A 23,849-nucleotide genomic window follows, 5' to 3' on the forward strand; every position below is an offset into this window, starting at 1 on the left:
TTTCGCCGGTGTCAGCAAACCGGCAGCCCGCAGGAAGTACGGTCGAAGCAGCATCCCGAACTCCTCTCGAAGGAACCCCATGAGCACCGACACCACCGCCGCTCCACGCCGCCGTTCGCCCTTCGCGCGGCGGGAGGCGGACACCGGACCGCGCGCGCGGTTCAGCCAGCTCCTCCCCTACCTGCTCGAGCACCGCGGCGTGCTCTCGTTCGTCGTCGTGCTGAGTGTGCTCGGCGCCGCGGCGAGCCTCGCCCAGCCGCTGCTGGTCAGCCAGGTCATCACCATCGTCGGCAAGGGCGAGCCGCTCAACGGGATCGTCTGGGGTCTCGTGGCGCTCGTCGTCGTGTCCGCGCTCATCTCCGGCTACCAGCACTATCTGCTGCAGCGCACCGGCGAGGGCGTCGTGCTGTCGTCGCGCCGCAAGCTCGTCGGGCGGATGCTGCGCCTCCCGATCAGCGAGTTCGACACGCGCCGCACCGGCGACCTGGTGTCGCGCGTCGGCTCGGACACCACACTGCTGCGGGCGGTGCTGACGCAGGGGCTGGTGGAGGCCATCGGCGGCGCGCTGACCTTCATCGGCGCACTCATCGCCATGCTGATCATCGACCCGGTGCTGCTCGGGCTGACCGTGCTCGTCGTCGCGGTCTCCATCGTCGTCGTCACGCTGTTGTCCGGCCGCATCCGCGTCGCCAGTCAGAAGGCGCAGACCAAGGTCGGCGACCTCGCCGCCGCGGTCGAGCGGGCGATCAGCTCGGTGCGCACGATCCGCGCCTCGAACGCGACCGAGCGGGAGATCGCCGCGGTGGACGCCGACGCGACCGGGGCCTGGAGGATGGGCATCCAGGTCGCCAAGATCTCCGCCCTCGTGGTGCCGGTCGCGGGCATCGCGATGCAGGTGTCGTTCCTGGTGGTGCTCGGCGTCGGCGGGTTCCGAGTCGCGAGCGGGGCGATCACCGTCGCGAACCTGGTCGCGTTCATCCTCTTCCTGTTCATGATGATCCTGCCGCTCGGTCAGGCGTTCGGTGCCATCACCGCGGTGAACTCGGCGCTCGGAGCGCTCGGCCGCATCCAGGAGATCCTCGACCTCCCCACCGAGGACCAGTTCGACCGCGACATCGCGCCCCTCGGGATGACCGTGGGCGCGGCGAACGAGGGCCTCGCCCCGCAGGCGCCGGCGATCGAGTTCGTGGACGTGGAGTTCGCCTACCCGTCGTCGCCGGAGCGGGATGAGCCGTCCGTCGTGGCGGCCCCGCCCGCCGACGCCGAGCGCATCGCCCTCGGCGCCCTCGGCGGAGTGGACGTCGTGGCCGAGGCGGAGGCCGCGGCAGGGCTCGGCGCCGACGCGGCGGCCACTGCGCACGGCGGCGTGCTGCACGGAGTGAGCTTCACGGTGCCGCGCGGCAAGCGGACGGCACTGGTCGGCCCGTCGGGCGCGGGCAAGTCGACGATCCTCGCGCTGATCGAGCGTTTCTACGACCCGGAGGCCGGCCAGGTGCGGTTCGGCGGGATGGACATCCGCACACTCGACCGCGTCGCCCTGCGCTCCAACATCGGCTACGTCGAGCAGGACGCGCCGGTGCTGGCCGGCTCGCTGCGCGACAACCTCCGGCTGGCGACGCCGCACGCGACCGACGAGCAGTGCGTCGACGTCCTCCACGCGGTCAACCTCACCGAGGTGCTGGAGCGCAGCGACCTCGGCCTCGACGCGCCGGTCGGCGAGGACGGCATCATGCTCTCCGGCGGCGAGCGCCAGCGCCTGGCGATCGCCCGCGCGCTGCTCGCCGCTCCCCCGGTGCTGCTGCTGGACGAGTCGACCTCCAGCCTGGACGGACGCAACGAGCAGCTCATGCGGGAGGCCATCGACGCCGTCGCGGAGGACCGCACCCTGTTGGTGATCGCCCACCGGCTCTCCACCGTCGTCGACAGCGACCAGATCGTCGTCCTCGACCACGGCCGCGTAGTAGGCGTAGGAACCCACTCCGAACTGGTCGCGTCCACCCCCTCTACCGCGACCTAGCCAAGCACCAACTCCTCGTCTGACGCAGCTATCGCTTCCTCACTTTCTCTCGCGACACGCCGGGTGCGAGCGGGAGAAAGTGAGGAAGCGATGGCTTGCTACGCGTGGAGGTGGTAGCGGAGGGAGGCGAGTTCGGCGCGGAGAGCGGCGGGGACGCGGGTCCCGAACTGCTCGAAGTACTGCTCGGTGAGGTCGCACTCGGCGAGCCAGCTGGAGCGGTCGACCTCGAAGAGCTCGGCGACGTCCTCGGCCGGGAGGTCGAGACCGTCCAAGTCGAGCTCCTCCACCAGCGGGAGGCGGCCGATCGGCGTCGAGGCGGCGCCGGCCGTGCCCTCCACGCGGCGGGCGATCCACTCGATGACGCGCGAGTTCTCGCCGAACCCGGGCCACAGGAAACGGCCGTCGTCGCCCTTGCGGAACCAGTTCACCTGGAACACCGCGGGCGCGTTCGACCCGAGCTTCTCGCCGACCTCGAGCCAATGGCCCCAGTAGTCGGCCATGTTGTAACCGCAGAACGGCAGCATCGCGAACGGGTCGCGGCGCAGCTCGCCGACCGTGCCCTCGGCCGCGGCCGTCTTCTCCGACGAGATGGTCGCGCCGATGAACACGCCGTGCTTCCAGTCGCGGGCCTGCGCCACCAGCGGCACGTTCGTCGCACGGCGGCCGCCGAACAGGATGGCGTCGATCGGCACGCCGTCGAAGGCGTCCCAGTCGTCCGCGATGGCCGGGCACTGCGCCGCAGCCACCGTGAAGCGCGAGTTGGGATGCGCCGCCGGGCGACCGCTCTCGGGAGTCCAGTCGTTGCCCTGCCAGTCGATGAGGTGGTCGGGCGGCGTCTCGGTGAGGCCCTCCCACCACACGTCGCCGTCGTCGCGGAGCGCCACGTTGGTGAAGATCGTGTTGCCCCAGAGCGTCTCGACCGCGGTCTTGTTGGTCAGCTCGCCTGTCCCCGGCGCGACGCCGAAGAAGCCGGCCTCGGGGTTGATGGCGCGCAGCCTCCCGTCAGCGCCCTGCCGGAGCCAGGCGATGTCGTCTCCGATGGTCTCGACGTTCCAGCCCGGGATGGTCGGCCTCAGCATGGCGAGGTTCGTCTTGCCGCACGCGGACGGGAACGCCGCCGCCAAGTGGAAGGCGCGGCCCTCGGGCGAGGTGACCTTGACGAGCAGCATGTGCTCGGCCAGCCAGCCCTCGTCGCGTGCCATCGCCGAAGCGATCCGCAGCGCGAAGCACTTCTTGGCCAGGATGGCGTTGCCGCCGTAGCCGGAGCCGTACGACCAGACCTCCCGCGTCTCCGGGAACTGGACGATGTACTTGGTCGTGTTGCACGGCCAGGTCACGTCATCGTGACGCGCCCCTGCGTCGTCGATCAGCGGAGCGCCGACGCTGTGCACGGTCGGCACCCAGGGCTGACCGGCGTCGATGAGGTCCAGCACCTTGCCGGTGACGCGGGTCATCAGCCCCATGCTGACGGCGACGTAGGCGGAGTCGGTCAACTCGACGCCGACCTGGGAGATCGGACCGCCGAGCGGTCCCATCGAGAACGGGACGACGTACATGGTGCGGCCGCGCATGCTGCCGGCGAAGACCCCGCGCAGCTCGGCGCGCATGGCCTCGGGCTCGCGCCAGTTGTTGGTCGGGCCGGCGTCCTCCTCCTTCAGGGAGCAGATGAAGGTGCGGTCCTCGACGCGGGCGACGTCGCTCGGGTCGGTGCGCGCGAGGAAGCTATTGGGCCGCCATTCCGGGTTCAGCCGGATGAGCTTGCCCTCGGCCACGAGCTGCTTGGTCAGCCGGTCCGCCTCCCCGGCGAGCCGTCGCACCAGACGATGCTCTCGGGCTGGGTGAGTTCGGCGATCTCGGCGACCCAGGCGCGGAGGCCGGCGAGGCCGGTCGGGCGGGTCGGTTCGGTGGCGGCCGCCTGCCGTGCGGCCGGGGTGGAGGCCGTGCGGTACGCGTGCGTCTCGTGGTCGGCGTCGGCGTCGTGCGCCTGGTCGGTCAGCGGGAGCTCGGCGATGGACATTCCGTCGTCCTCTCGGTTGGAAAGATCGGGTTGCGACTCCAGGATCGGACAGGATTCATAGCCGTGGGCGAGAAATCGGCCGTAAAGAATTGCGATTCTTTCGCTATCGTGAAGGGATGAACTCCCTCGCCACCGACGCGGCGACCGCCGACGTCGCCACCCTCGGGCACCGCATCCGGCACTTCCGCACCCAGCGCGGCCTGACCCTGGACGAGCTCGGCGCCGCCGCCGGGGTCGCCGCCAGCCAGCTCTCGCTGATCGAGAACGGCAAGCGCGAGCCGCGCGTCTCCCTGCTCGGCACCCTGGCCACCGCGCTCGGCGTCCCGCTCGCCGAGCTGCTGTCCGCCGAACCGCCGGACGCGCGCGCAGCGCTCGAGATCGAGCTCTCCCGCGCCCAGAAGGGCTCGCTCTACGGCTCGCTCGGACTCCCCGCCGTCAAGCCGACGAAGGGCACGCCGACCGAGACGCTGGAGGCCCTGGTCGGCCTGCACCGCGAACTCGCGCGGCGCGCCAGCGAGGCGATCGCGACGCCGGAGGAGGCCCGGCGTGCGAACACGGAACTCCGCGAGCGGATGCGCGCGCAGAACAACTACATCCCCGATATCGAGGGGCTCGCCGAGGAGCGCGTGCGCGCGTCGGGTCACGTCCGCGGTGCGCTCACCCACCGCGAGGTGAGCGTCATGGCCGAGCAGCTCGGCTTCGAGCTCATCTACGTCGACGACCTCCCGCGCTCCACCCGCTCGATCACGGACCTCGAGAACGGCAGGATCTACCTGCCGCCGGCGTCCATCCCGGGCGGGCACGGCCTCCGGTCGATGGCTCTGCAGGCGATGGCGCACCGGCTGCTCGGCCACGAACGCCCGGCGAGCTACGCGGACTTCCTGCGGCAACGGCTGGAGATCAACTACTTCGCGGCGTGCGCGCTGATGCCGGAGGCCGCGGCCGTGGCCTTCCTGCGGCAGGCGAAGAAGGAGAAGGACCTCGCCGTCGAGGACTTCCGCGACGCGTTCGGCGTCACCCACGAGGCCGCCGCGCTGCGCCTGACCAATCTGGCGACCCGGCACCTGGACATGCCGCTGCACTTCCTCCGCGTGGGCGACGACGGCACCCTCTACAAGGGTTACGAGAACGACAGCCTCCCGCTTCCGACCGACGTCACCGGCTCCATCGAGGGCCAGGTGGTCTGCCGCAAGTGGGGCGCCCGCAACGCGTTCGCGCGCACCAACCGCACCACGGAGTTCTACCAGTACACCGACACCCCGGCCGGGACGTACTGGTGCTCGACGCAGACCGGCAGCACTGCGGACGGCGGCTACTCGATCAGCGTGGGCGTGCCGTTCGACCAGGCCAAGTGGTTCCGCGGCCGGGAGACGACGGCGCGCGCCGAGTCCCGCTGCCCGGACGAGTCGTGCTGCAAGCGACCGGCCACCGAGCTGACCGGGCATTGGTCGGGGAAGGCGTGGCCGAGTGCGCGCCTGCACGCGCACATCCTGTCGCCGCTGCCGTCGGGGTCGTTCCCCGGCGTGGACGACTCCGAGGTGTACACGTTCCTGGAGGCGCACTCGGGCGCGTGAGCCCTCACATTCGGCACGAATGTTGCGATTGCCGCGGCCATTCGCGCGATTCGTGACGAATCGCGATTTCAGCGATTCGTCACGAATGTGGCGATTGGTGCGGGTGGTTTCAACTCGTGAGTGCAACACCTTTTAGATGCTCGTCGAGTTTCTCGGCTGGGGTGTGGAAGTTCAAGGTCTGACGTGGGCGGATGTTGAGCAGTCGTTGGGTTTCGGCGAGGTCGGTGTCGGTGATGGTGTTGAAGTTGGTGCCTTTGGGATAGAAGTCCCGGATCAGCCCGTTGAGGTTCTCGTTGCTGCCGCGTTGCCAGGGTGAGTGCGGGTCGGCGAAGAATACCGGGCAGCCGGAAGCGACGGTGAATCGGGCGTGTTCGGCCATTTCGGTGCCTTGGTCCCAGGTCAGGGTGTTGAAGAGAGCGGCGGGCAGCTGTTGGATCATTTCGGTGAGCCGGTCGATCACGGTGGCGGAGTCTCGCGTTCCGGGCAGCCGGCCTAGGAGGGCGAATCGGGTGGAGCGTTCGACCAGGGTGATGATCCCGGAGTTGCCGGGGCCGACGACGAGGTCGCCTTCCCAGTGCCCGGGAACGGCGCGGTCGGCGACCGTCGCTGGTCGCTCACTGATCCGGGCTCCCTCCAGCCAGGGCCGGTTGCTGCGCCGCGGCAGCTTGGACTGCGGGATGCGCCCCTTCCGCCCGGAGCGCAACGCTTTGACCACGGTCAGCTCGTGCCGCAACGCGCCTTTGCCCTGAACATAGAGGGCCTGATAGATCGTCTCGGAGGACACCCGCATATCCTCTCGCCCCGGAAACAAGTGCGGCAGCCGACCCGCGACCTGTCGCGGGGAGAACCGGTCGTTCAACTGCTCCACCACCGCAGCCCGCAACACCGGATGCCGGTCCAGTTTGCGCCGCTTGGGCCTGGCCCGCCGTTGCGCGGCGACCTGATGCGACACTCCCGCCTCATACTGCCACTGCCCCCGATGCAACCACCTCGACCGGGCGACCTCCCGCGACACCGTCGAGGCAGACACCCCGACCAGGGCGGCGATCCTGCGCATCGAGAACCCCTGCGCCAGCCCCGTCTGGATCAGAGTCCGATCCGCCAACGACAATCGACGCCCGTGACCAGTGGCCGCGCCCACCACCCCCGGCGGCCCGACACGCAACAAACCCGAACGACTCCCCGGCTCAAACTTCATGCCAGCAAGCCTCGCCCACCGCTCCACCCGACCCGGCGGCAACCCCAACCAGCCGCCCACGCCCGCAGCGGAAATGCCCTCCACCAACAACCCAAGCGCCGCAACGCGAGTCTCTAACGACGAATGCGAACCCATCCCAACCCCTCACCAAAACGAAGGGTGTTGCACTCACCGCCGGAACTCACCGCGGGGATTCGCGACATTCGTGACGAATCGCGGCTACTTCGGCTGCATGCGGATGGCGCCGTCGAGGCGGATGGTCTCGCCGTTGAGCATGGGGTTCTCGACGATCGAGCGCACAAGGTGCGCGTATTCGGCGGGGCGGCCGAGCCGCGAGGGGTGCGGCACCTGCGCGGCCAGCGAGTCCTGCGCCGCCTGCGGGAGGCCGGCCATCATCGGCGTCTCGAAGATTCCGGGCGCGATGGTGACGACCCGGATCAGGCTGCGGGCGAACTCGCGCGCGAGCGGCAGTGTCATCGCGGCGACGCCGCCCTTCGACGCCGAGTAGGCGGGCTGGCCGATCTGGCCGTCGAACGCGGCCACGGAGGCGGTGTTGACGATGACCCCGCGCTCCTGGCCCCCGGGACGTCCTGGCCCACCGGCTCGGTCTCCGCCATCGCGACCGCGGCGAGGCGGACCACGTTGAACGTGCCGATCAGGTTGACCCGGATGACGCGTTCGAAACTCTCCAACGGGAGAACGCCGTCGCGGCCGATGACCTTCTGCGCCGTCGCGATCCCGGCGCAGTTGACCACGATCCGCAACGGGCCGAGGGAGCCTGCGGCGTCCACAGCCGCCTGCACCTGCTCCGCGTCGGTGACATCCGCGGCGACGAAGCGGGCGTGCGGGCCGAGCGCGACGGCGGCCTTCTCACCCTCGGAGCTGGGCAGGTCCAGGATGACGACGCGGGCGCCGGCCTCCGTGAGCGCGCGGGCGGTGGCGTTGCCGAGGCCGCTGGCGCCGCCGGTGACGAGCGCCGAACATCCGTCGATCTGCATGGGTGGGTCCTCTCTCCGACCGCCGACTACGCGGATGTTCCACGTACTCGACGGAATCTAGCTGAATTCGGGTGTACTCGGCGGTGGGGCGGGGTGGCGCGGTGGCGCCGGGGTCAGAGACGTTCGATGAGGGTGGCGTTGGCGGTGCCCCCGCCCTCGCACATGGTCTGGAGGCCGAACCGGCCGCCGGAGGCCTCCAGCTCGTTGAGCAGCGTGCCGAGCAGACGCGTGCCCGACGAGCCGAGTGCGTGGCCCAGTGCGATCGCACCGCCGCGCGGGTTCAGCCGCGCCGGGTCGGCGCCGAACTCGCGCAGCCACAGCAGCGGCACCGGGGCGAACGCCTCGTTGACCTCGTACGCGGAGATGTCCTCCAGCTTCACTCCGCTGCGATCGAGCAGTTTGCGCGTCGCCGGGAGGATGCCGGTGAGCATGAACAGCGGGTCGCTGCCCGCGACGGCGAACGAGTGGAAACGCGCCCGCGGCCGGAGCCCGAGTCTCGCCGCGGCCTCCGCGCTCATGATCAGCGCGGCCGAGGCGCCGTCGGTCAGCGGCGACGAGTTGCCCGGCGTGATCCGCCAGTCGAGCTGGGGGAAGCGCTGCGCGAGCCGGTCGGTGCGGAACGACGGCGACAGCGTGGCCAGCTTCTCCGCGGTCGTCCCGGGCCGGATGGTCTCGTCCGCCGTGACGCTCCCGCTGTCCGGCGTCGGCACCGGCACGAGCTCGTCCTCGAACGCGCCCGAGGCCGCCGCCTCCGCCGCACGCCGGTGCGACTCCGCAGCGAACGCGTCGAGCTCCTCCCGGGAGAACCCCCAGCGCTCGGCGATCAGCTCGGCCGCGACGCCCTGGTTCACCAGGCCCTCCGGGTACCTGGCGTGCAGCAGCTCGCCGCCGAGGGACGCGCCGCCGAGGTTGGAGCCCATCGGCGCGCGGCTCATGGACTCGACGCCGCAGGCGATCACGATGTCGTAGGCGCCCGCGATCACGCCCTGCGCGGCGAACGCAGCCGCCTGCTGGCTGGAGCCGCACTGCCGGTCGATCGTGACGCCAGGGACGTCCTCGGGGAACCCGGCGCTCAGCAGCGCCGTGCGGGCGATATTGCCGGCCTGCTCGCCCGCCTGCGTCACGCAGCCGGCGATGACGTCGTCCACGAGCGCGGGGTCGACGCCGTTGCGGTGGAGGACCTCGGCCAGCACCCCGGCGAGGAGGTCGGCCGGGTGGATGTCGGACAGCTCGCCGCCCGGCTTGCCGCGCCCGGAGGGTGTGCGGACGACGTCGACGATGACGGCTTCGGTGGCCATGATGGTGCGCTCCTCGCGTCAGACGCCGAACGGGTCGGGCGTCAGCGTGTACTTGGTGCTGAGGTACTCGTGGATGCCTTCCAGGCCTCCCTCGCGCCCGAGCCCCGACTGCTTCACGCCGCCGAACGGGGCCGCGGCGTTGGAGACGACCCCGACGTTGAGCCCCATCATGCCGGTCTGCAGCCGTTCGATCATCCGCTGGCCGCGCGCGAGGTCCTTCGTGAAGACGTACGAAACCAGTCCGAACTCCGTGTCGTTCGCGATGCGCACCGCCTCGTCCTCGTCGTGGAAGCGGACGATCGACAGCACGGGGCCGAAGATCTCCTGCCTCAGGATCTCGCTCCCGGCGCGTACGTCGGTGACCACGGTGGGCTCGAAGAAGGTGCCGGCCCCGGAGACCCGCGAGCCGCCCGCGAGGACCGTGGCGCCGCGCGAGACCGCGTCCTCCAGGAGCTCGGCGGCCTTGTCGACCGCGTCCTCGTTGATGAGCGGGCCGATCGTGACGCCGTCCTCGGTGCCACGGCCGATCTTCATCGCCTTCACACGGTCGGCGACCCGGCGGGCGAACTCGTCCGCGACGTCCTCGTGGACGATGAAGCGGTTGGCGGCCGTGCAGGCCTCCCCGATGTTGCGGAACTTCGCGAGCATCGCGCCGTCCACCGCCCGGTCGAGGTCAGCGTCGTCGAACACGACGAACGGGGCGTTGCCGCCGAGCTCCATCGAGGTGCGCAGGACGTTCTCGGACGCCTGCTGCAGGAGCTTCCGTCCCACCTCGGTGGAGCCGGTGAAGGACAGCTTGCGCAACCGCGCGTCCGCGATGATCGGCGCGGAGACCTTTCCGGACGTGGACGTCGTGATGACGTTGAGCACGCCGGCCGGGAGGCCGGCGTCCTCCAGCAGCCGGGCGAAGTACAGCGTCGTCAACGGGGTCAGCTCGGCCGGCTTGACCACGACGGTGCAGCCCGCGGCGAGCGCCGGCGCGATCTTCCGGGTGGCCATCGCGAGGGGAAGTTCCACGGCGTGATCAGGAAGCACGGCCCGACCGGGTGCTGCGACACGATCATGCGCCCGGTGCCCTCGGGGTTCGTCCCGTAGCGACCCGCGATGCGCACGGCCTCCTCGGAGAACCAGCGCAGGAACTCGCCGCCGTAGGTGACCTCGCCGTTGGACTCCGCCAGCGGCTTTCCCATCTCCAGCGTCATCAGCAGGGCGAACTCGTCGCGGCGCTCCTGGAGCAGGTCGAAGGCGCGGCGCAGGATCTCGCCGCGAGTGCGCGGCGGGGTGGCCGCCCAGTCGTCGGCCGCCGCCACCGCGGCGTCGAGCGCGCGCGCCCCGTCCTCCACCGACGCGTCGGCGATCTGGCGGATGAGGTCGCCGGTGGCGGGGTCGTAGACCTTCAGGGTGCCGTTCGAGCCGGGTAGCCACTCGCCGCCGATGAACAGGCGGTCGGGCACGCGCTCCAGCAGGGTCTTCTCATCCATCGTCGTTCCTCGTCTCGTATCGTCTCGTAGCCGCGTCGGGCGCTCAGTCCTCCACCGCGGACTCCACCAGCGGCACGCTGCGGTGCTCGATCGTGGTCTCCAGGGCGATCACCGTGGAGGTGCGGCTGATGCCCGGTTCGCTGAGGATGTCGCTGATCACCCGCTGCAGGTCGGCGTTCGAGCGCGCGACCACCCGGATCAGCAGGTCCCCCGCCCCGGTCACGGTATGCACCTCCAGCACCTCGGGGATGCCCCGCAGGTGGTCCACGACCGAGAGGTCGCTCTGCGTGATCTCCGCGGTGACGAACGCCGTGACGGGGAAGCCGAGCCGGAGGTTGTCGATCGTCGGCGCGAAGTCCTTGATCACCCCCGTGCGCTGGAGCCGGTCGAGCCGGGCCTGCACGGTTCCGCGCGCGACGCCGAGCCTCCTCGACGCCTCGAACACGCCGAGCCGGGGCTCCTCCGTCAGCAGCGCGATGAGGTCGGCATCCAGCCTGTCGATCATGCGGGCACTCCTTCGCTCCTCGCACATCGTACGACCCGGCGGCTGCGTCACCTACAGGCTGACCGAAGCTCCCAGGAAGGGAAGGGCAGCCTGCTTGAAAGCGCGGGCACTGAGTGCCGTGATGTGGTTGCGTCGCGGCAGGAGCACCAGCTCGGCGCCGAGCAGGCGGGCGGCCTCGTCCGCGTCCTGGGCGACCGGGTCCGCGTCGCCGGCCACCACGAGGGTCGGCACGGTGGAGGCCAGCGGAAGCGGATGCTGCGCCATCCCGGCTGCACAGGCGGCGAGCGCCTCGCGGTCGATGCCGGGAGCTTCCCGCAGCGAGGTCAGGAGCGGCGCCAGCGGCGCGTCGGCGGGAAGCGTGTCCGCACCGTCCAGGATCGCCCGCTGCACGGCCGTCACGCCCCAGTGGGCGAACTGCTCCACCGTGCCGACGCCGCCGACCACGAGCCGCTGTACGCGGTCGGGGGCGAGGCCGACGAGGGCCAGGGCCACCCAGCTCCCCATCGAGTACCCGATGACGTCGACGCGGTCGAGGCCTTGCTCGTCCAGCACGGCGAGCAGGTCCCCCGCGAGCAGGTTCGGCGAGTAGGCCGCCGGGTCGTGCGGCGCGTCGGACGCGCCGTGGCCGCGCAGGTCGGGGACGAGCGCGCCGCGGCCCGCCTCGGCGAGAGCGGCGACCCAGCCGGTGGACTCCCAGGTGAGCGCGCCGGTGGTCGCGAAGCCGTGGACCAGCAGGACGGGTTCGGCTCCGGGATGGCGTTCGACGTGGATGCGCATGGTCCCATCCTCGCCGATGACGGCCGGGTTCAGGCTCCGACGGTGAGCCGGGCGCGCAGCCGGTCGGCGAGGGTGTCCGCGGTGTCGGCGACCTCGGCGAAGAAGCCGTCGTCCACCGTCCCCGTGGCGCGCAGCCGCTGCTCGCAGACCACGAGCGGGTCACGCGCGGGCCACGCGGTCGGGCCGGGGAGGACGGCGTCGATGAGGACGGGCCCCGCACCCGACCGCGCGAGCTCGAGCGCTTTCACGGTGGCGTCGTGGACCGCGAGCGCGTCGGCGCCGTCGACCAGCAGGACGGGCATCCCCGCCCCTCGGTGCGGCCGGAGCCGGACAGGAACACGACGGGGAGGGCGGAGGTGCGCGCTGTCGTCACCGCGGTGCGCAGCTCCGCGGCCGAGCCTGCGCCCGCGCCGAGCGGGGTGAGGGCGCAGCCTCCGGTGCGGTCGAGCTTCGCGCAGAGCGCCCAGCCGACGGCGTGGGTCACCGGCCCCTCGACGGCGTCGACGCCGCGCGCGGAGCGCAGCACGGCCGCCGGATCGGCGCCGAGGGCGATCGCCATCCCGGGCTCCTGGGCGGTCGGGAAGGCGCGGTCGCGCGAGGTCTGCAGGGCGAGCGCCGCGCCCACCTGCACCGCCTCGCGGCCGCGGGAGTCGACGTAGCCGGGGAGGACGCCGTGGCCGCGCAGCGCGACCGCTTCGCGGTCGAGGCGCCGGACGGTCGCCAGGGTCCGGTAGAGCCGGCGGAGCAGTGCGGCGTCGTCGGCGCCTGCGCCGCCGATCGACGCGCCGAGGACCGGCTCGAGGATCGTGGGGGTCATGCATGCCACTCTGACCGACAGGTGAAGAGGCGGCAACGAGTCGACGCCGCGGCGTGCATTCTGCTCATCCGAGCAGCGGTCGGCGGCCTGCCGCTATACAGACTGCCGGGGCGTCCTCCACAGCTTCGACGGCCACCAGATCGCGCGGCCCACGTCGTACGACACCGCCGGCACGAGCAGCGAGCGCACCAGCACCGTGTCGAGCAGCACACCGAACGCGACGATGAACGCGATCTGCACCAGGAACAGGATCGGGATGACCGCGAGGGCCGCGAACGTCGCCGCCAGCACGACGCCCGCCGACGTGATGACGCTGCCGGTCATCCCCAGCCCGCGCAGGATGCCCGGCCGCGTGCCGAGCCGCAGCGACTCCTCCCGCACGCGCGTCATCAGGAAGATGTTGTAGTCCACGCCCAGAGCGACCAGGAAGACGAAGCCGAACAGCGGCACACTCGCGTCCGCTCCCGGGAAGCCGAACAGGTGGTCGAACACCAGCGCCGAGACGCCGAGCGCCGCCGCGTACGACAGCACGACGCTGCCGATCAGGAGCACGGGCGCCAGGATCGAGCGCAGCAGCAGCAGCAGCACGAGCAGGATGACCAGCAGCACGATCGGGATGATCCGCAGCAGGTCCCTCTGCGCCGTGTCGTTGGTGTCGAGGGCGATCGCCGTGACGCCGCCGACGAGCACGCCGGACCCTGCCGAGGGGAGGTCGCGCCGCAGGTCGCGGACCACCTGCTCCGCCTCAGCCGAGTCGGGCTGAGCCTTCAGGGTGGCCTCGATGAGGACGCGGCCGTCCTTCACGACAGGCGGCGACGCGCTCTGGCCCGGCCGGGTCGGCCGCACGTTCCCGGCATACAGGGTCGCGGCCGAGATGCCGTCGTTCTTCTGCGCGGCCGCGAGCACGGCGTCCGCGTCGGCCTCCTTCGCCACGATCAGGACCGGCGCGCCGGACCCCGCGTCGAAGTGCTTCGCGAGCACTTTCTGGCCGTCGACGGCGTCCGACTGGGAGAGCACCAGCGCGGTCTGCTCGACGCCGTTGGCCTTCAGCTGCGTCAGGCCGACCGCGCACGCGACGAGCACGACGAACGAGACGATCCAGGTCAGGCGCGGCCGGTGCGCGATGAGGAGGCCGACACGCCGCCACAACCCGCGGACGCCCTCGAGCCCGGGGACGCGTTCTTCGCTTTCGTGCGCGTGAGCGTGAACGTGCGCGTCTTCGCCGCCTGCGTACTTCGGCCGGAACGGCCAGAACGACGCCCGGCCGAAGACTGCGAGCAGGGTCGGCAGCAGCGTCAGTGCCGACAGCAGCGAGAAGACGATCCCGATCGCGGCGATCGGGCCGAGGCTCTTGTTCGAGTTGAGGTCGGAGAACAGCAGGCAGAGCAACGCGAGGATGACCGTCGCGCCGGAGGCCAGGATCGGCTCGAACGCCGCCCGCCACGCCTTCACGATCGCCGTCCAGCGCGACTCGTTCTGCTCCAGCGCCTCCCGGTAGCGGGCGACGAGCAGCAGCGAGTAGTCGGTGGCGGCGCCGATCACCAGGATCGAGAGGATGCCCTGGCTCTGGCCGCTGAGCTTGATCCAGCCCCAGAGCGCGAAGAGGTAGACGACGAGGATCGCCGCGCACAGCGCGAACACCGAGGTGAGCAGCACCAGGACCGGCAACAGCAGTGCCCGGTACACCAGCAGCAGGATCACGAACACTGCACCGACCGCGACCAACAGCAGGATCCCGTCGATGCCGCCGAACGCGTTCACCAGGTCGGCGGTCAGACCGGCCGGCCCGGTGACCCAGCCCTGCGTCCCGGACGGCAGCTCGCTCTTCAGTACGCTGCGCAGCTCGGCGACGACCGTCTTCACGTTGTTCGTGTCGGCGACCGGGACGATGAACTCGACCGCCCGGCCGTCCTGCGAGGGGATCGGCCCGGCGACGCTCGTGCTCTGACCGGCCTCCGGAGCCTGCACGCCCGTGACGTCGCCGAGCTTCGCGCCGAGCGCGGCGAAGGAGGCGAGATCGCTCTGCGGGATGGTCGACTCCGACTGGACGACCACGATCGCGGGCACCGCCTGCGAGTCGGTGAACCGCTTCTGCCAGTCCTGCACCGCGGTCGACTCGGCGCTGGCCGGCAGGAATGCGGCCTGGTCGTTGCTGGACACTCCGGAGAGCTTGCCGAAGGTGGGGCCCCCGATCCCGGCCAACACGAGCCAGACCAGGATGAGCGCTGTCGGCACCACCACCCGCAGCCACACTGACGGCTTCCCCGACATCACGCCCTCGCCTCCTGCGATTACCTAACCAAGCTAGCAATCAGCATAGTGCGCAACCTCGAGTACGTCGATAATCCGCGTACTCGGCCGCCTCCGGCTGGATTCGGGCGTACTCGGCAGTTCAGACGAGTTCGGCGCCGGCGTGGGCGAGTTCCGCCAGAGCGGCCTCGGACGAATCGGGGGCGACGCCGGCGACGAGCGTCGTCAGCACCCGCACCCGCTGGCCGTGCCTCAGCGCGTCCAGCGCGGACGCCCGAACGCAGTAGTCGGTCGCGATCCCCGCCACGTCGACCGTGTCGATCCCGTGCTCGTCCAGGAGGTTGTGGACCGATGAGCCGGCGTCCGTCCGCCCCTCGAAGATCGAGTAGGCCGGCACGCCCTGTCCCTTGCGGATGTGGTAACCGACGCGGGACGTGTCGAGCGCGGGATGATAGTCCGCGCCGTTCGTGCCCGCGACGCAGTGCACGGGCCAGGTGTTCACGAAGTCCGGCTCGGCGTCGGTCGCGAAGTGGCCGCCGTTGTCGTTGTCGCGGTCGTGCCAGTCGCGGCTCGCGAGGATGATCGCGTACTCGTCGGCGTGGGCGCGGAGGTGCTCGGTGATGGCCGCAGCCACCGCCGCTCCCCGTCCACGCCGAGCGCTCCGCCCTCGGTGAAGTCGTTCTGCACGTCGATGATGAACAGCGCCTTGCCCATCGCCGCCTCCCTGCTCGCCTGATCGCCGGTCGCCTGGACGCCCGACGCCCGGCTCACCCGTTGGTGAGGTTGCCCCCGCACTTGTAGAAGCCGGTCGTCAGCGCGTCGATCGCCTGCTTGGCATTGTCGCTCACCGGGCCGAGCGCGTACACAGCGAACGTGAGCTGCGCTCCATCGGCCGCGTCGATGATCCCGGAGAGCGTGTAACCGTTGTTGATCCAGCCCGTCTTGGCGTGCACCGCACCGTCCGCGACCGAGCTCGCCCCGGTGAACCGGCTGTAGCCCGGGCCGAGCGTCCCGGTCCGGCCCGAGACGGGCAGCCCGTCGTAGACCACGCCGAGCCCGTTCTGCCGGTTGAGCACCTTGACGAAGAGCTGCGTCAGGTAGGACGGCGGCACTGCGTTGTCGGCGCTGAGCCCGGAGCCGTCGGCGATGTGGATGCCGGTGGTGTCGATACCGTAGGCCTTCAGCCCGGCCAGGACTCCCGCGTTCTCGGCGTCGAAGGTGTTGCCTGCGCCGGTCTTGATCGCGACGAGTCGCGCCAGCTCCTCCATGATCGTGTTGTCCGAGTAGGTCATCGCCTGATCGATCAAGGTCGTCACCGGCTGCGACTGCACCGCCGCGAGCTGCCGGGTGCCCGCCGGCGCTGCGCCCGAGGTCACCGGGACGTTCGTGCCGAGGTACTGCTGGAAGTACTGCACCGCGCGGCCGGTCGGGTCGGTGCTGCGCGGCGACTCGACAGCGCCCGGGTTGTCCCGGTCGCCGTCCACCATCAGCGCGGACATGTACGGCGTCGAGCCCTCGACGACGCGCTCCTCGTGCTCGTCCCAACTCGGCTGCCACAGCGGGCCGCCGAACAGCGATGTGTCCACCACGATCGAGGTCACCGGCTGGCCGCCGAGCGCCTGCTTGGTCTGGGTGGCGAGATCCTGAATCGAGGGCGCGTTCGTGTAGAAGGCGCCCTGGCCGCCCGGCAGACGCGACAGGGTCACGTCGCCGCCGCCCACGATGACGACCTGGCCGGGGATACTGCCTGCCACGACCCTGGTCTGGACGCGGTAATCCGGTCCGAGCGTCGCGAGCGCCGCCGCGGAGGTCAGCGTCTTGAGCACGGACGCGGTCGGGCCGGGCTTGCTGCCGTTGCGGTCGAACAGCACCTGACCGGTCTTGGCGTCGACGACCTGGGCCTCCAGGTTGCCGAGCCGGCCGTCCTGGGCCAGGGAGGCCACCGAGCAGGTGCGGATGCGGCTCGCAGCCGGCTGGGCGGCGGGCACGGGGCGTGCCGGGTCGGCGGTGGGAGTGGGGGTCGGGGTGGGCGTGCGGGTCGCCGAGTGGGTCGGCGGCGCGGCGGCCGCAGCCCCGGCCGGCGCTGAGCCGACCGTCGCGCCGAGGGCCACGCTGCCCGTGCCGAGGAGCACGAACGCGACGGCGGCGCCGGCGGCGATCCAGGCCTTCGGGTGCGTGCGGATGGCCGACATGACGCCCGCGACGGCGCCGCTGAGCGCGGCGGACACGCCCGCTGCCGAACGCGCCCCGGCGGCCGAGCGCCGGCCGGACGGGGTCGCTCCCGCGCCGGGCTCACTCGTCGCAGAGGAGTCCCCGGTGGGGAGAGCAGAGGTCGGGGGATTCGTCGATTCAGACCCGGTGCCGTCGGTTGCACCGGAGTCGCGCTGGTCCGGTTCGCGCATCCGGGTATAGTACCGGCGTTCCCTGAGAGCACCAATCGGCGGCCTCCGCTCCGCCGCAGGCCATCACTCCCGCGCTCCCCCCGAACGCACCCGGCGCGTCCCGGAAGGAGACGAGGAAGCGATGGCGGCTCACGGCACAGCGACCACCTGGTAGTCCGCGAACTTCACGGTGATCGGCGACACGGTCGCCGTGCCCGACAGGTAGGCACGCAGGCCCACACCGCCTGCCGTCTGCAATGCCGCCGTGGAGTCGGTCAGGCTGACCTGCCACGACGCAGGCTCGGTGCCCGCGGCCGCCCAGACCTTCGCCTGCAGCGTCGTCGGCGATGTGCCCACGACCTGCACGCGCAGGTCGAGCTGCATTCCGGGTGTGTACGCGAGGCCGCTCACCGACGCGACCTGGAGGGCGTTGCCGCTCTGCAGGAGCTGCACCTGGACGGCGCCGGTCGAACTGATCCACACGCGCGCCTCGTAATCCGCGGACCCGACCTGTCGTCCGATAGCGGAGACGAACGCTCCGCCGGACGTCGCTGCGATGTCGGTCGTGAAAGTGACGGTCGTGTCCGCGCGACTCGAGGACACGGAGTTCAACGCGGCCGTCTTGGTCGAGCCCGCCGGGTCGATCATGTTCCCGGTTCCGGAGCCGACGGTGTACGCACTCGCGGTGCCCGCGACGCTCCAGGCGCCGCCGGTCGGCGCGGACCCCCATCCGCCGGTGACCGTTCGCGCGAAGGTGTCCTGTGCGAGCACGTTTCCGGTGTTCGTCGCCACCGACACGGTCTTGGACAGCGAGTTGGTGGCGCCTTGGTTGTCGGTCACCTTCAGCGTCACGGTGTAGGAGCCCGCTGCGGCGTACTGATGGGTGGCGGTCGCCGTCGACGCCGTCCCGCCGTCGCCGAACGTCCACGCGTAGCCTGCGATGGTCCCGTCCGGATCGGAGGAAGCAGACCCGTCGACGCTGACGGTCAACCCGTTGGTGCCGTAGGTGAAGGCGGCGACAGGTGGCTGGTTCGTCCCGCCTCCCGCGACCACGACCTTGTTGCCGACGCGCGCGATCGAATTGCCGTCCGGATCGGTGACCGTGAGCGTGTACGTGTGCGCGCTCCCCGGCACGAGCCCGGTGTCGGTGAAGCCCATCGGCCCGGTGTTCCAGAAGTTGTCGCCCTTGACCGTCGTGTAGACGGGATGGGCCGTGTCCCCGTCGCGCGAGAGCGCATAGGTGAGCGCATAGTTGTCCTGATCGTAGGTGGAGGTCCAGGAGACTTTGGCCTGCCCGGACGTCGTCGACGTCGCCGTCGGTGTGAGCGCAGTGTTGTTGTTCGGCCCGGTCGTGCTGCGCTGGACGGCGTCGAAGGCGAACCGGGTGAGTCCGTACTGCGCCTGACCGTTGACCGCGGTGAACTCGCCGCCGGCCACGAGGTACCGGCTGTCGCCGGAGAGGGACCACACGGCCTCGTACATTCCGGTGAACGTCCCGATGGTCCAGTTCGGGAACCAGGTCTGAAGCGTCGGCGCCGGCTGACCCGCGAAATTGGCGTAGGCGGTGTTCCCGTTGTTGGTCAGCGTTCCGGTCCGCGCTTGGGAGAACGCGAGGGTGTGGTGGAAGGTGCGCGGGTTGGTGTCGGGGAAGCCGCCGACGTTGCTGCAGTCGTGGGGATGACCGGCGACGTAGAGGGCACTGCCGAGCGGTTGCACCGAGTAGGAGTCACCGTGGCAGTCTTCAAGCCAGACGAGGGCGCCGGTGACGGCATCCGCCGAGAAGCTCCCTTCGAGGTTGCCGCCGGAACCGTAGACGTAGCCCGAGCCGTAGATGCGATCGGAGGTCGCGGCCAGCGACGTGATCCCGGCGTAGAGGCCGGCGTCCCTCACGACGTTGTTGGCGGGGAATGGGCGGGTGGCGCCTGTGGTCCCGTCGAGCATCACCAGGCCGTAGTGCGGCTCGCCGTTGACATGCTGGAACCTGCCTCCGGCATAGACGATCGTGCCGTCCGGACTGACCGCAAGGGCGTCGACCACGTAGTCGGCCGAGGCCTTCCACGAGGTGATCAGGGCGCCGCTCGTCGGGTCGAGCTTCGCGATGTAGCCGGTGGGCGTCCCGTTGACGCTCGAGAAGGTCCCGCCGGCGTAGACCGCAGTGTTGGTCACCGCGAGCGCACGTACCTCGCTCTCCATGATCGGCCGGAAGGAACTGATGATCTGCCCGGTCGCGGTGCTGAACGCGACGATCCGGTAGTAGTTGCCGCCGCCCGCCGTCGTGAAGTCGCCGCCGATGTACACCCGCGAGCCGTCCGGAGTCGCTGCGACCGCGAGAGCCTGAGCGTTCAAGGGGATGTTGATGCCGGCGTTCAGGAGGCCGTTCGTGATGTCGTAGACGAGGAAGTTACTGCGCGTGGTGTTGTTCGAGCCCGCGGGAGAGCCGGCGGGCCGCGCGTTGTTGAACTTGCCCGCGACGTAGACGTTGTTGCCGACGACCCATTGGTCCCAGGCGACGCCGTCCATCTGCGTGGTGGGCAGAGCTGTCGCACCGACAGTGGGCGGGGTGGCCGGATTGCTGGGATTCGAGGGCATCGTGTCGGCGACGGCCGGTGCGGCGAGCGACACCCCTCCGCCGACGAGCAGCAGGGCACTGGCCGCTGCGGTGAACATGCCGAGCACACGCGCCCGGCGGGACCTCGTCGTCGTTTCCATGACATCCCCAAAAACAAATTGATTAATCCTCAATTTGCGGAGAGTCTACGCCGACACGGTGGCCGACCACAGAAGAATCACAAGTCTGCCTGGACTCGCAGAAAGGCGGGAGGAGAAGTGACGAAACGGAGCCGCCCAAGGGAATCGAACCCTTGACCTTCTCATTACGAGTGAGATGCTCTGCCGACTGAGCTAGGGCGGCGTGGCCGGGCTTCTCGCCCGGGCACAGTCAGATAGCTTACCCGATCCCCCGGGGTGCTTTCGACCACGCCCGGAGGGGGAAGGCTCGGGTCAGTCGAGCTGGCCGCCGAGGGACTGGAGCTGCGCGAACGAGCTGCGGAGGCGGTCGGCGAGCGGCTCGACGCCGCCGTGGTCGGCCCAGCAGGACCAGGCGTGCCGCATCCCGGCGAACGCCACGTAGGTGACGAGGCGCGCGCGCTGGTGGAGTGTCTCCTCATCGCCCGCAAGCGCCGGCTCGTCGTGCGCCAGCCGGCGCTGCACGACGGCGCTCAGGGCGTCCTCGAACTTGTGCATGCTCGCCATCCGCTGCGCGAACGGCTCCGGGTTGCCCTTCAGGAGCGCACGGCGGAGGGCGTGCAGCTCCTTCGCGCTGGCCGCGTTCTCGCCCGCGTGACCGCCGTCGAGGTCGCCGTCCAGGTCTCCCGTCTCGATCGCCGCAATGAGGAGCCGGCCCATCCCGTCCAGGATCGACTCGGCCGGGCCGGCCTCGATGAAACGCTCGATGCTGGCCTCATCCGGGAGCTCGGGGAGCTCGCCGATGATCGCGGACTCCTTCGACGGGAAGTAGTTGAAGAACGTGCGCGGCGAGACGTTCGCCGCGTGGCTGATCTCGTCGACCGTGACATGGTCGAAGCCGCGCTCGCTGGCCAGTTCGAGCGCGGCGAGCTGGATGGCGCGCCTCGTCGCGATGCGCTTGCGTTCACGGAGGCCCAGCTCGGCCTCCGCCGTCCCTATCTCTGCAGTCACGCGTTCGATTATTTCACCGTCTGCAAAATTGCACCACTCACCGCGGTGAGCGTGTCGGCTTCCCGGTCCCGGGTGTCAGCAGGTCTTGCCCGTGGGCGGCACGGTACCGCCCACCAGGAAGTCGTCCACCGTGTTGTTCACGCACGAGTTGGACTTGTTGTATGCCGTGTGCCCCTCGCCCTTGTACGTGAGCAGGTGGCCGTTCTCCAGTTCGGAGGCCAGGTTCCTCGCCCACACGTACGGGGTGGCCGGGTCGTTGGTGGTGCCGACGACGAGGATGGGCGCGGAGCCCTTCGCCGTGATCGGGCCGCGCTGCACGGTGCTCTTGTCCGGCCAGGTGGCGCAGCCGATGTCGCCGTAGGCCATGTACGGTCCGATCACGGGCGCCGCGACCGCGAGCTCGGCCGCCCGTGCACGCATGGCGGCGGGGTCGGCGTCGTAGCTGTAGTCGAGGCAGTTGATCGCGGTGAACGCCTCCGTGGAGTTGTCCGAGTACGTGCCATCGCTGTTTCGGCTGTTGTAGCCGTCGGCCAGGGTGAAGGCGACCGAGGCGTTGCCCTTCATCACGCTCGCGAACATGCTGCTCAGGTACGACCAGGCGGTCGCGTCGTAGAGGGGTAGATGATCGCCGTCACCAGCGTGTTCGCGCCGAGCTCGCGACCGTCCGTGTTGCGGATCGGGCTGCGCTCCACCGCGGCCAGCAACTCCGAGATGGTCTTCATCCCGTCGTCCACGGTGCCGGTGAACGGGCAGTCCTTCTGCGTGAGGCACTTCTTCAGGTACGCGCGGAGGGCGCTCTCGAAGCCCACGGCCTGCACCTTGGTGACCTCGTCGTTGCTCGCCGCCGGGTCGAGCGCGCCGTCCAGGACGAGCCTGCCGGTCTTGCCCGGGTAGAGGTCGGCGTACACCGCGCCCAGGTAGGTGCCGTAGGAGTAGCCGAGATAGTTGAGCTTCGTGTCGCCGAGCGCCGCCCGCAGGAGGTCGAGGTCGCGCGCCGCACTCACCGTGTCGACGTGACTGAGCAGCGCGCCGGTGTTCTTGGCGCACGCGGCGCCGAACTGCTGGGAGATCGCGGTGTTCTCGGCGATCCACTGGTCGGACCCGCGCTGACCGGGGTGATCCCGTAGAGGTAGTCGTCCATCTGCCGGGCGTCGTAGCACTTGACGGCCGTGGAGTGGCCGACTCCGCGCGGGTCGAAGCCGACGATGTCGAAGTGGCTCTGCAGCGTCTTGTCGGTCGCGTAGTCGACCGAGTCCTTGACGAAGTCGTAGCCGGAGCCGCCCGGGCCGCCGGGGTTGACCAGCAGGGAGCCCTGCTTGGTGCCCTTGGCCTGCTGGCGGATGAGCGCCAGCGAGACCTGGCCCGCGGAAGGGTCGCTCCAGGTCAGCGGCGCCTTGGCGGTGGCACACTGCTTGCCGCTGGCGCAGTCGGACCAGACCAGCTTCTGCCGATAGAACGGCTGAAGCGCGGCGGAGACCTTCTCAGGCGCCGGCGTGGAGGTCGTGGACGACTTCGAGGGAATGAACATGGTGACGCAGCCGGTCAGCGTCAACGCGACGACGGCGGCGATCGCGACGAAGACGGTGCGAGCGGCCCGCCGGCGGGCCGGACGGCCCTCTCGGATGGTCACAGGTCTGTCCCCCTTCGCGCGGCTCCGCCACGCAGGATCGTCGTGAGCATGGCCTCCAGGGCCAGGGCGGGAGCGACGTTGCCGTCGATCCGCTCGCGTGCGGTCGTGACGGCATCCATCGCGGCGAGCGTAGCGGCAGGACTCGTGTGCGCGCTGAGAGCGGTCAGGCGGTCGCCCAGCTCGACGTTCACGAGCTCGCTGCCGCTGCCGAGCTGCAGCATCATCACGTCGCGGTACAGCGAGAGCAGGTCGGTGAGGATGCGGTCGATGCCGTCGCGGAGGCTGCGGGTGGCGCGCCGCTTCTGGTCCTCCTCGAGCTGGCGGAGCTGGCCGCGCAACGCGGGCGGGATGGCCCCGCCCGGCTCGATCCCGAGCGAGCGGAGGGCGTGCTCGCGCTCCTCGGCGTCACGCTCCTCGGTGATGGCCTTCGCGTCCGCGCCGGCCACCTCCAGCAGCGTGGCGGCGGCGAGCACCGCGCCGGACACGGAGCGGATGCCGAGCGCGAGGTCAAGGGTCAGCGCGCGCCGACGGCGCGCCTCCTCGTTGGTGGCGAGCCGGTGCGCCATCCCGATGTGGCTCTGCGCGTGGCGCGCCGCGCGCTCGGCGGTGGCGCTGTCCACACCGTCGCGGCGCTCGATCAGGCGGGCGACATCCGCGACGTCCGGGACCTTGAGCCGCACCGTGCGGACGCGCGAGCGGATCGTCGGCAGCAGGTCGGCGTCGCTCGGCGCGCAGAGGATCCAGACGGTCCGCTCCGGCGGCTCCTCCAGGGCCTTGAGCAGCACGTTGGAGGTGCGCTCGGTCATCCGGTCGGCATCCTCGATGACCATCACCCGGAACCGGCCGACGGACGGAGCGAACTGCGAGCTCGCCACCAGCGACCGGACCTCCTCGATGGAGATGATGACGCGCTCGGTGCTCAGGACGGCGAGGTCGGGATGCGTGCGGGCCTCCACCTGGCGCTTCGCCGCGAGGTCGCCCTCCGGGTTCCCGGGGCTGAGCAGGGCGGTGGCGAACGCGTAGGCGAGGTTGGAGCGGCCGGACCCGGGAGGGCCCGTGATGAGCCACGAGTGCGTCATGCCGCGGGCCGCTTCGGCGGCGGGTCCGGAGGCCGTGGCCGCCTCGGCGGCGGAGCGGACGACGGCGATCGCCTCATCCTGACCCGTCAGGTCGTCCCACACCGCCATGCGTTCCAGGCTAGCGGGCACGG

The 23,849-nt window shown here is 70.6% G+C and carries 18 protein-coding genes, 1 tRNA gene and 3 pseudogenes; 2 read left to right on the forward strand and 20 right to left on the reverse strand.

Going from position 1 to position 23,849, the window contains the following annotated elements; genetic code table 11:
• Nucleotides 1–79: 79 nt before the first annotated feature.
• Nucleotides 80–2,017: an ABC transporter transmembrane domain-containing protein gene (locus ACR5MH_RS09555; RefSeq protein WP_433862533.1), complete on the forward strand. Its 1,938-nt coding sequence runs from the start codon at nucleotides 80–82 to the stop codon at nucleotides 2,015–2,017.
• Between the two features lie 98 nt (nucleotides 2,018–2,115).
• Here the strand turns inward: ACR5MH_RS09555 and ACR5MH_RS09560 are convergent.
• Nucleotides 2,116–3,869 (reverse strand): annotated as a pseudogene (locus tag ACR5MH_RS09560) (phosphoenolpyruvate carboxykinase (GTP)).
• Nucleotides 3,870–4,150: 281 nt separating this feature from the next.
• Between ACR5MH_RS09560 and ACR5MH_RS09565 the strand changes: the two are divergent.
• Nucleotides 4,151–5,608 carry a helix-turn-helix domain-containing protein gene (locus ACR5MH_RS09565; protein ID WP_431347012.1) on the forward strand — a complete coding sequence of 486 codons (1,458 nt, stop codon included), beginning with the start codon at nucleotides 4,151–4,153 and terminating at the stop codon, nucleotides 5,606–5,608.
• A gap of 109 nt (nucleotides 5,609–5,717) precedes the next feature.
• Here ACR5MH_RS09565 and ACR5MH_RS09570 read toward each other — a convergent pair whose 3' ends face one another.
• From ACR5MH_RS09570 to ACR5MH_RS09660, 19 genes and pseudogenes are all read right to left on the reverse strand, one after another.
• Nucleotides 5,718–6,806 carry an IS30 family transposase gene (locus ACR5MH_RS09570; protein ID WP_433861815.1) on the reverse strand — a complete coding sequence of 363 codons (1,089 nt, stop codon included), beginning with the start codon at nucleotides 6,804–6,806 and terminating at the stop codon, nucleotides 5,718–5,720.
• 219 nt (nucleotides 6,807–7,025) lie between these two features.
• Nucleotides 7,026–7,349, reverse strand: a complete 324-nt coding sequence (locus ACR5MH_RS09575; RefSeq protein WP_433862534.1) for an SDR family NAD(P)-dependent oxidoreductase — start codon at nucleotides 7,347–7,349, stop codon at nucleotides 7,026–7,028.
• Entirely contained in the window at nucleotides 7,280–7,804 is a 525-nt protein-coding gene (locus tag ACR5MH_RS09580; protein WP_433862535.1) for an SDR family NAD(P)-dependent oxidoreductase, read from the reverse strand. The genes ACR5MH_RS09575 and ACR5MH_RS09580 overlap by 70 nt, the downstream gene beginning before the upstream one ends.
• A gap of 113 nt (nucleotides 7,805–7,917) precedes the next feature.
• Nucleotides 7,918–9,102, reverse strand: coding sequence for a thiolase family protein (locus ACR5MH_RS09585; RefSeq protein WP_431347013.1), 1,185 nt, complete (start codon nucleotides 9,100–9,102; stop codon nucleotides 7,918–7,920).
• Between the two features lie 18 nt (nucleotides 9,103–9,120).
• Nucleotides 9,121–10,583: pseudogene (locus ACR5MH_RS09590) on the reverse strand (NAD-dependent succinate-semialdehyde dehydrogenase).
• A 43-nt stretch (nucleotides 10,584–10,626) separates the two neighbouring features.
• Complete coding sequence (locus tag ACR5MH_RS09595; RefSeq protein WP_431347015.1) at nucleotides 10,627–11,088, reverse strand: Lrp/AsnC family transcriptional regulator; 462 nt, start codon at nucleotides 11,086–11,088, stop codon at nucleotides 10,627–10,629.
• A 51-nt stretch (nucleotides 11,089–11,139) separates the two neighbouring features.
• Nucleotides 11,140–11,865, reverse strand: a complete 726-nt coding sequence (locus ACR5MH_RS09600) for an alpha/beta fold hydrolase (RefSeq protein ID WP_431347016.1) — start codon at nucleotides 11,863–11,865, stop codon at nucleotides 11,140–11,142.
• Nucleotides 11,866–11,894: 29 nt separating this feature from the next.
• The gene (locus tag ACR5MH_RS09605; RefSeq protein WP_433862536.1) at nucleotides 11,895–12,167 is read right to left on the reverse strand and encodes a thiamine pyrophosphate-dependent enzyme; all 273 of its coding nucleotides are present in this window, start codon (nucleotides 12,165–12,167) and stop codon (nucleotides 11,895–11,897) included.
• A complete protein-coding gene (locus ACR5MH_RS09610) occupies nucleotides 12,110–12,682 on the reverse strand; it encodes a hypothetical protein (RefSeq protein WP_433862537.1) in 573 nt (190 codons plus the stop codon). The genes ACR5MH_RS09605 and ACR5MH_RS09610 overlap by 58 nt, the downstream gene beginning before the upstream one ends.
• A gap of 93 nt (nucleotides 12,683–12,775) precedes the next feature.
• Nucleotides 12,776–14,953 (reverse strand): MMPL family transporter, encoded by a 2,178-nt coding sequence (locus tag ACR5MH_RS09615; RefSeq protein WP_431349377.1) that lies wholly within the window; start codon nucleotides 14,951–14,953, stop codon nucleotides 12,776–12,778.
• Between the two features lie 121 nt (nucleotides 14,954–15,074).
• Nucleotides 15,075–15,646: pseudogene (locus ACR5MH_RS09620) on the reverse strand (isochorismatase family protein).
• A gap of 53 nt (nucleotides 15,647–15,699) precedes the next feature.
• Nucleotides 15,700–17,334 (reverse strand): D-alanyl-D-alanine carboxypeptidase/D-alanyl-D-alanine-endopeptidase, encoded by a 1,635-nt coding sequence (locus ACR5MH_RS09625; RefSeq protein ID WP_431347018.1) that lies wholly within the window; start codon nucleotides 17,332–17,334, stop codon nucleotides 15,700–15,702.
• Between the two features lie 129 nt (nucleotides 17,335–17,463).
• The gene (locus tag ACR5MH_RS09630; protein WP_431347019.1) at nucleotides 17,464–20,022 is read right to left on the reverse strand and encodes a PKD domain-containing protein; all 2,559 of its coding nucleotides are present in this window, start codon (nucleotides 20,020–20,022) and stop codon (nucleotides 17,464–17,466) included.
• Between the two features lie 129 nt (nucleotides 20,023–20,151).
• Nucleotides 20,152–20,224 (reverse strand) — tRNA-Thr (locus ACR5MH_RS09635).
• An 89-nt stretch (nucleotides 20,225–20,313) separates the two neighbouring features.
• The gene (locus ACR5MH_RS09640; protein WP_433862538.1) at nucleotides 20,314–21,009 is read right to left on the reverse strand and encodes a TetR family transcriptional regulator; all 696 of its coding nucleotides are present in this window, start codon (nucleotides 21,007–21,009) and stop codon (nucleotides 20,314–20,316) included.
• 75 nt (nucleotides 21,010–21,084) lie between these two features.
• The gene (locus ACR5MH_RS09645) at nucleotides 21,085–21,588 is read right to left on the reverse strand and encodes an alpha/beta hydrolase (protein WP_431347021.1); all 504 of its coding nucleotides are present in this window, start codon (nucleotides 21,586–21,588) and stop codon (nucleotides 21,085–21,087) included.
• Nucleotides 21,589–21,593: 5 nt separating this feature from the next.
• Entirely contained in the window at nucleotides 21,594–22,097 is a 504-nt protein-coding gene (locus ACR5MH_RS09650) for an alpha/beta fold hydrolase (RefSeq protein ID WP_433862634.1), read from the reverse strand.
• Entirely contained in the window at nucleotides 22,010–22,639 is a 630-nt protein-coding gene (locus ACR5MH_RS09655) for a hypothetical protein (protein WP_433862697.1), read from the reverse strand. The genes ACR5MH_RS09650 and ACR5MH_RS09655 overlap by 88 nt, the downstream gene beginning before the upstream one ends.
• Nucleotides 22,636–23,826 (reverse strand): DNA polymerase III subunit delta', encoded by a 1,191-nt coding sequence (locus tag ACR5MH_RS09660; protein WP_433862539.1) that lies wholly within the window; start codon nucleotides 23,824–23,826, stop codon nucleotides 22,636–22,638. The genes ACR5MH_RS09655 and ACR5MH_RS09660 overlap by 4 nt, the downstream gene beginning before the upstream one ends.
• Nucleotides 23,827–23,849: the final 23 nt, after the last annotated feature.

This window comes from Streptomyces sp. L7 (genome assembly GCF_050990935.1).
GTDB lineage: Bacteria > Actinomycetota > Actinomycetes > Actinomycetales > Microbacteriaceae > Leifsonia.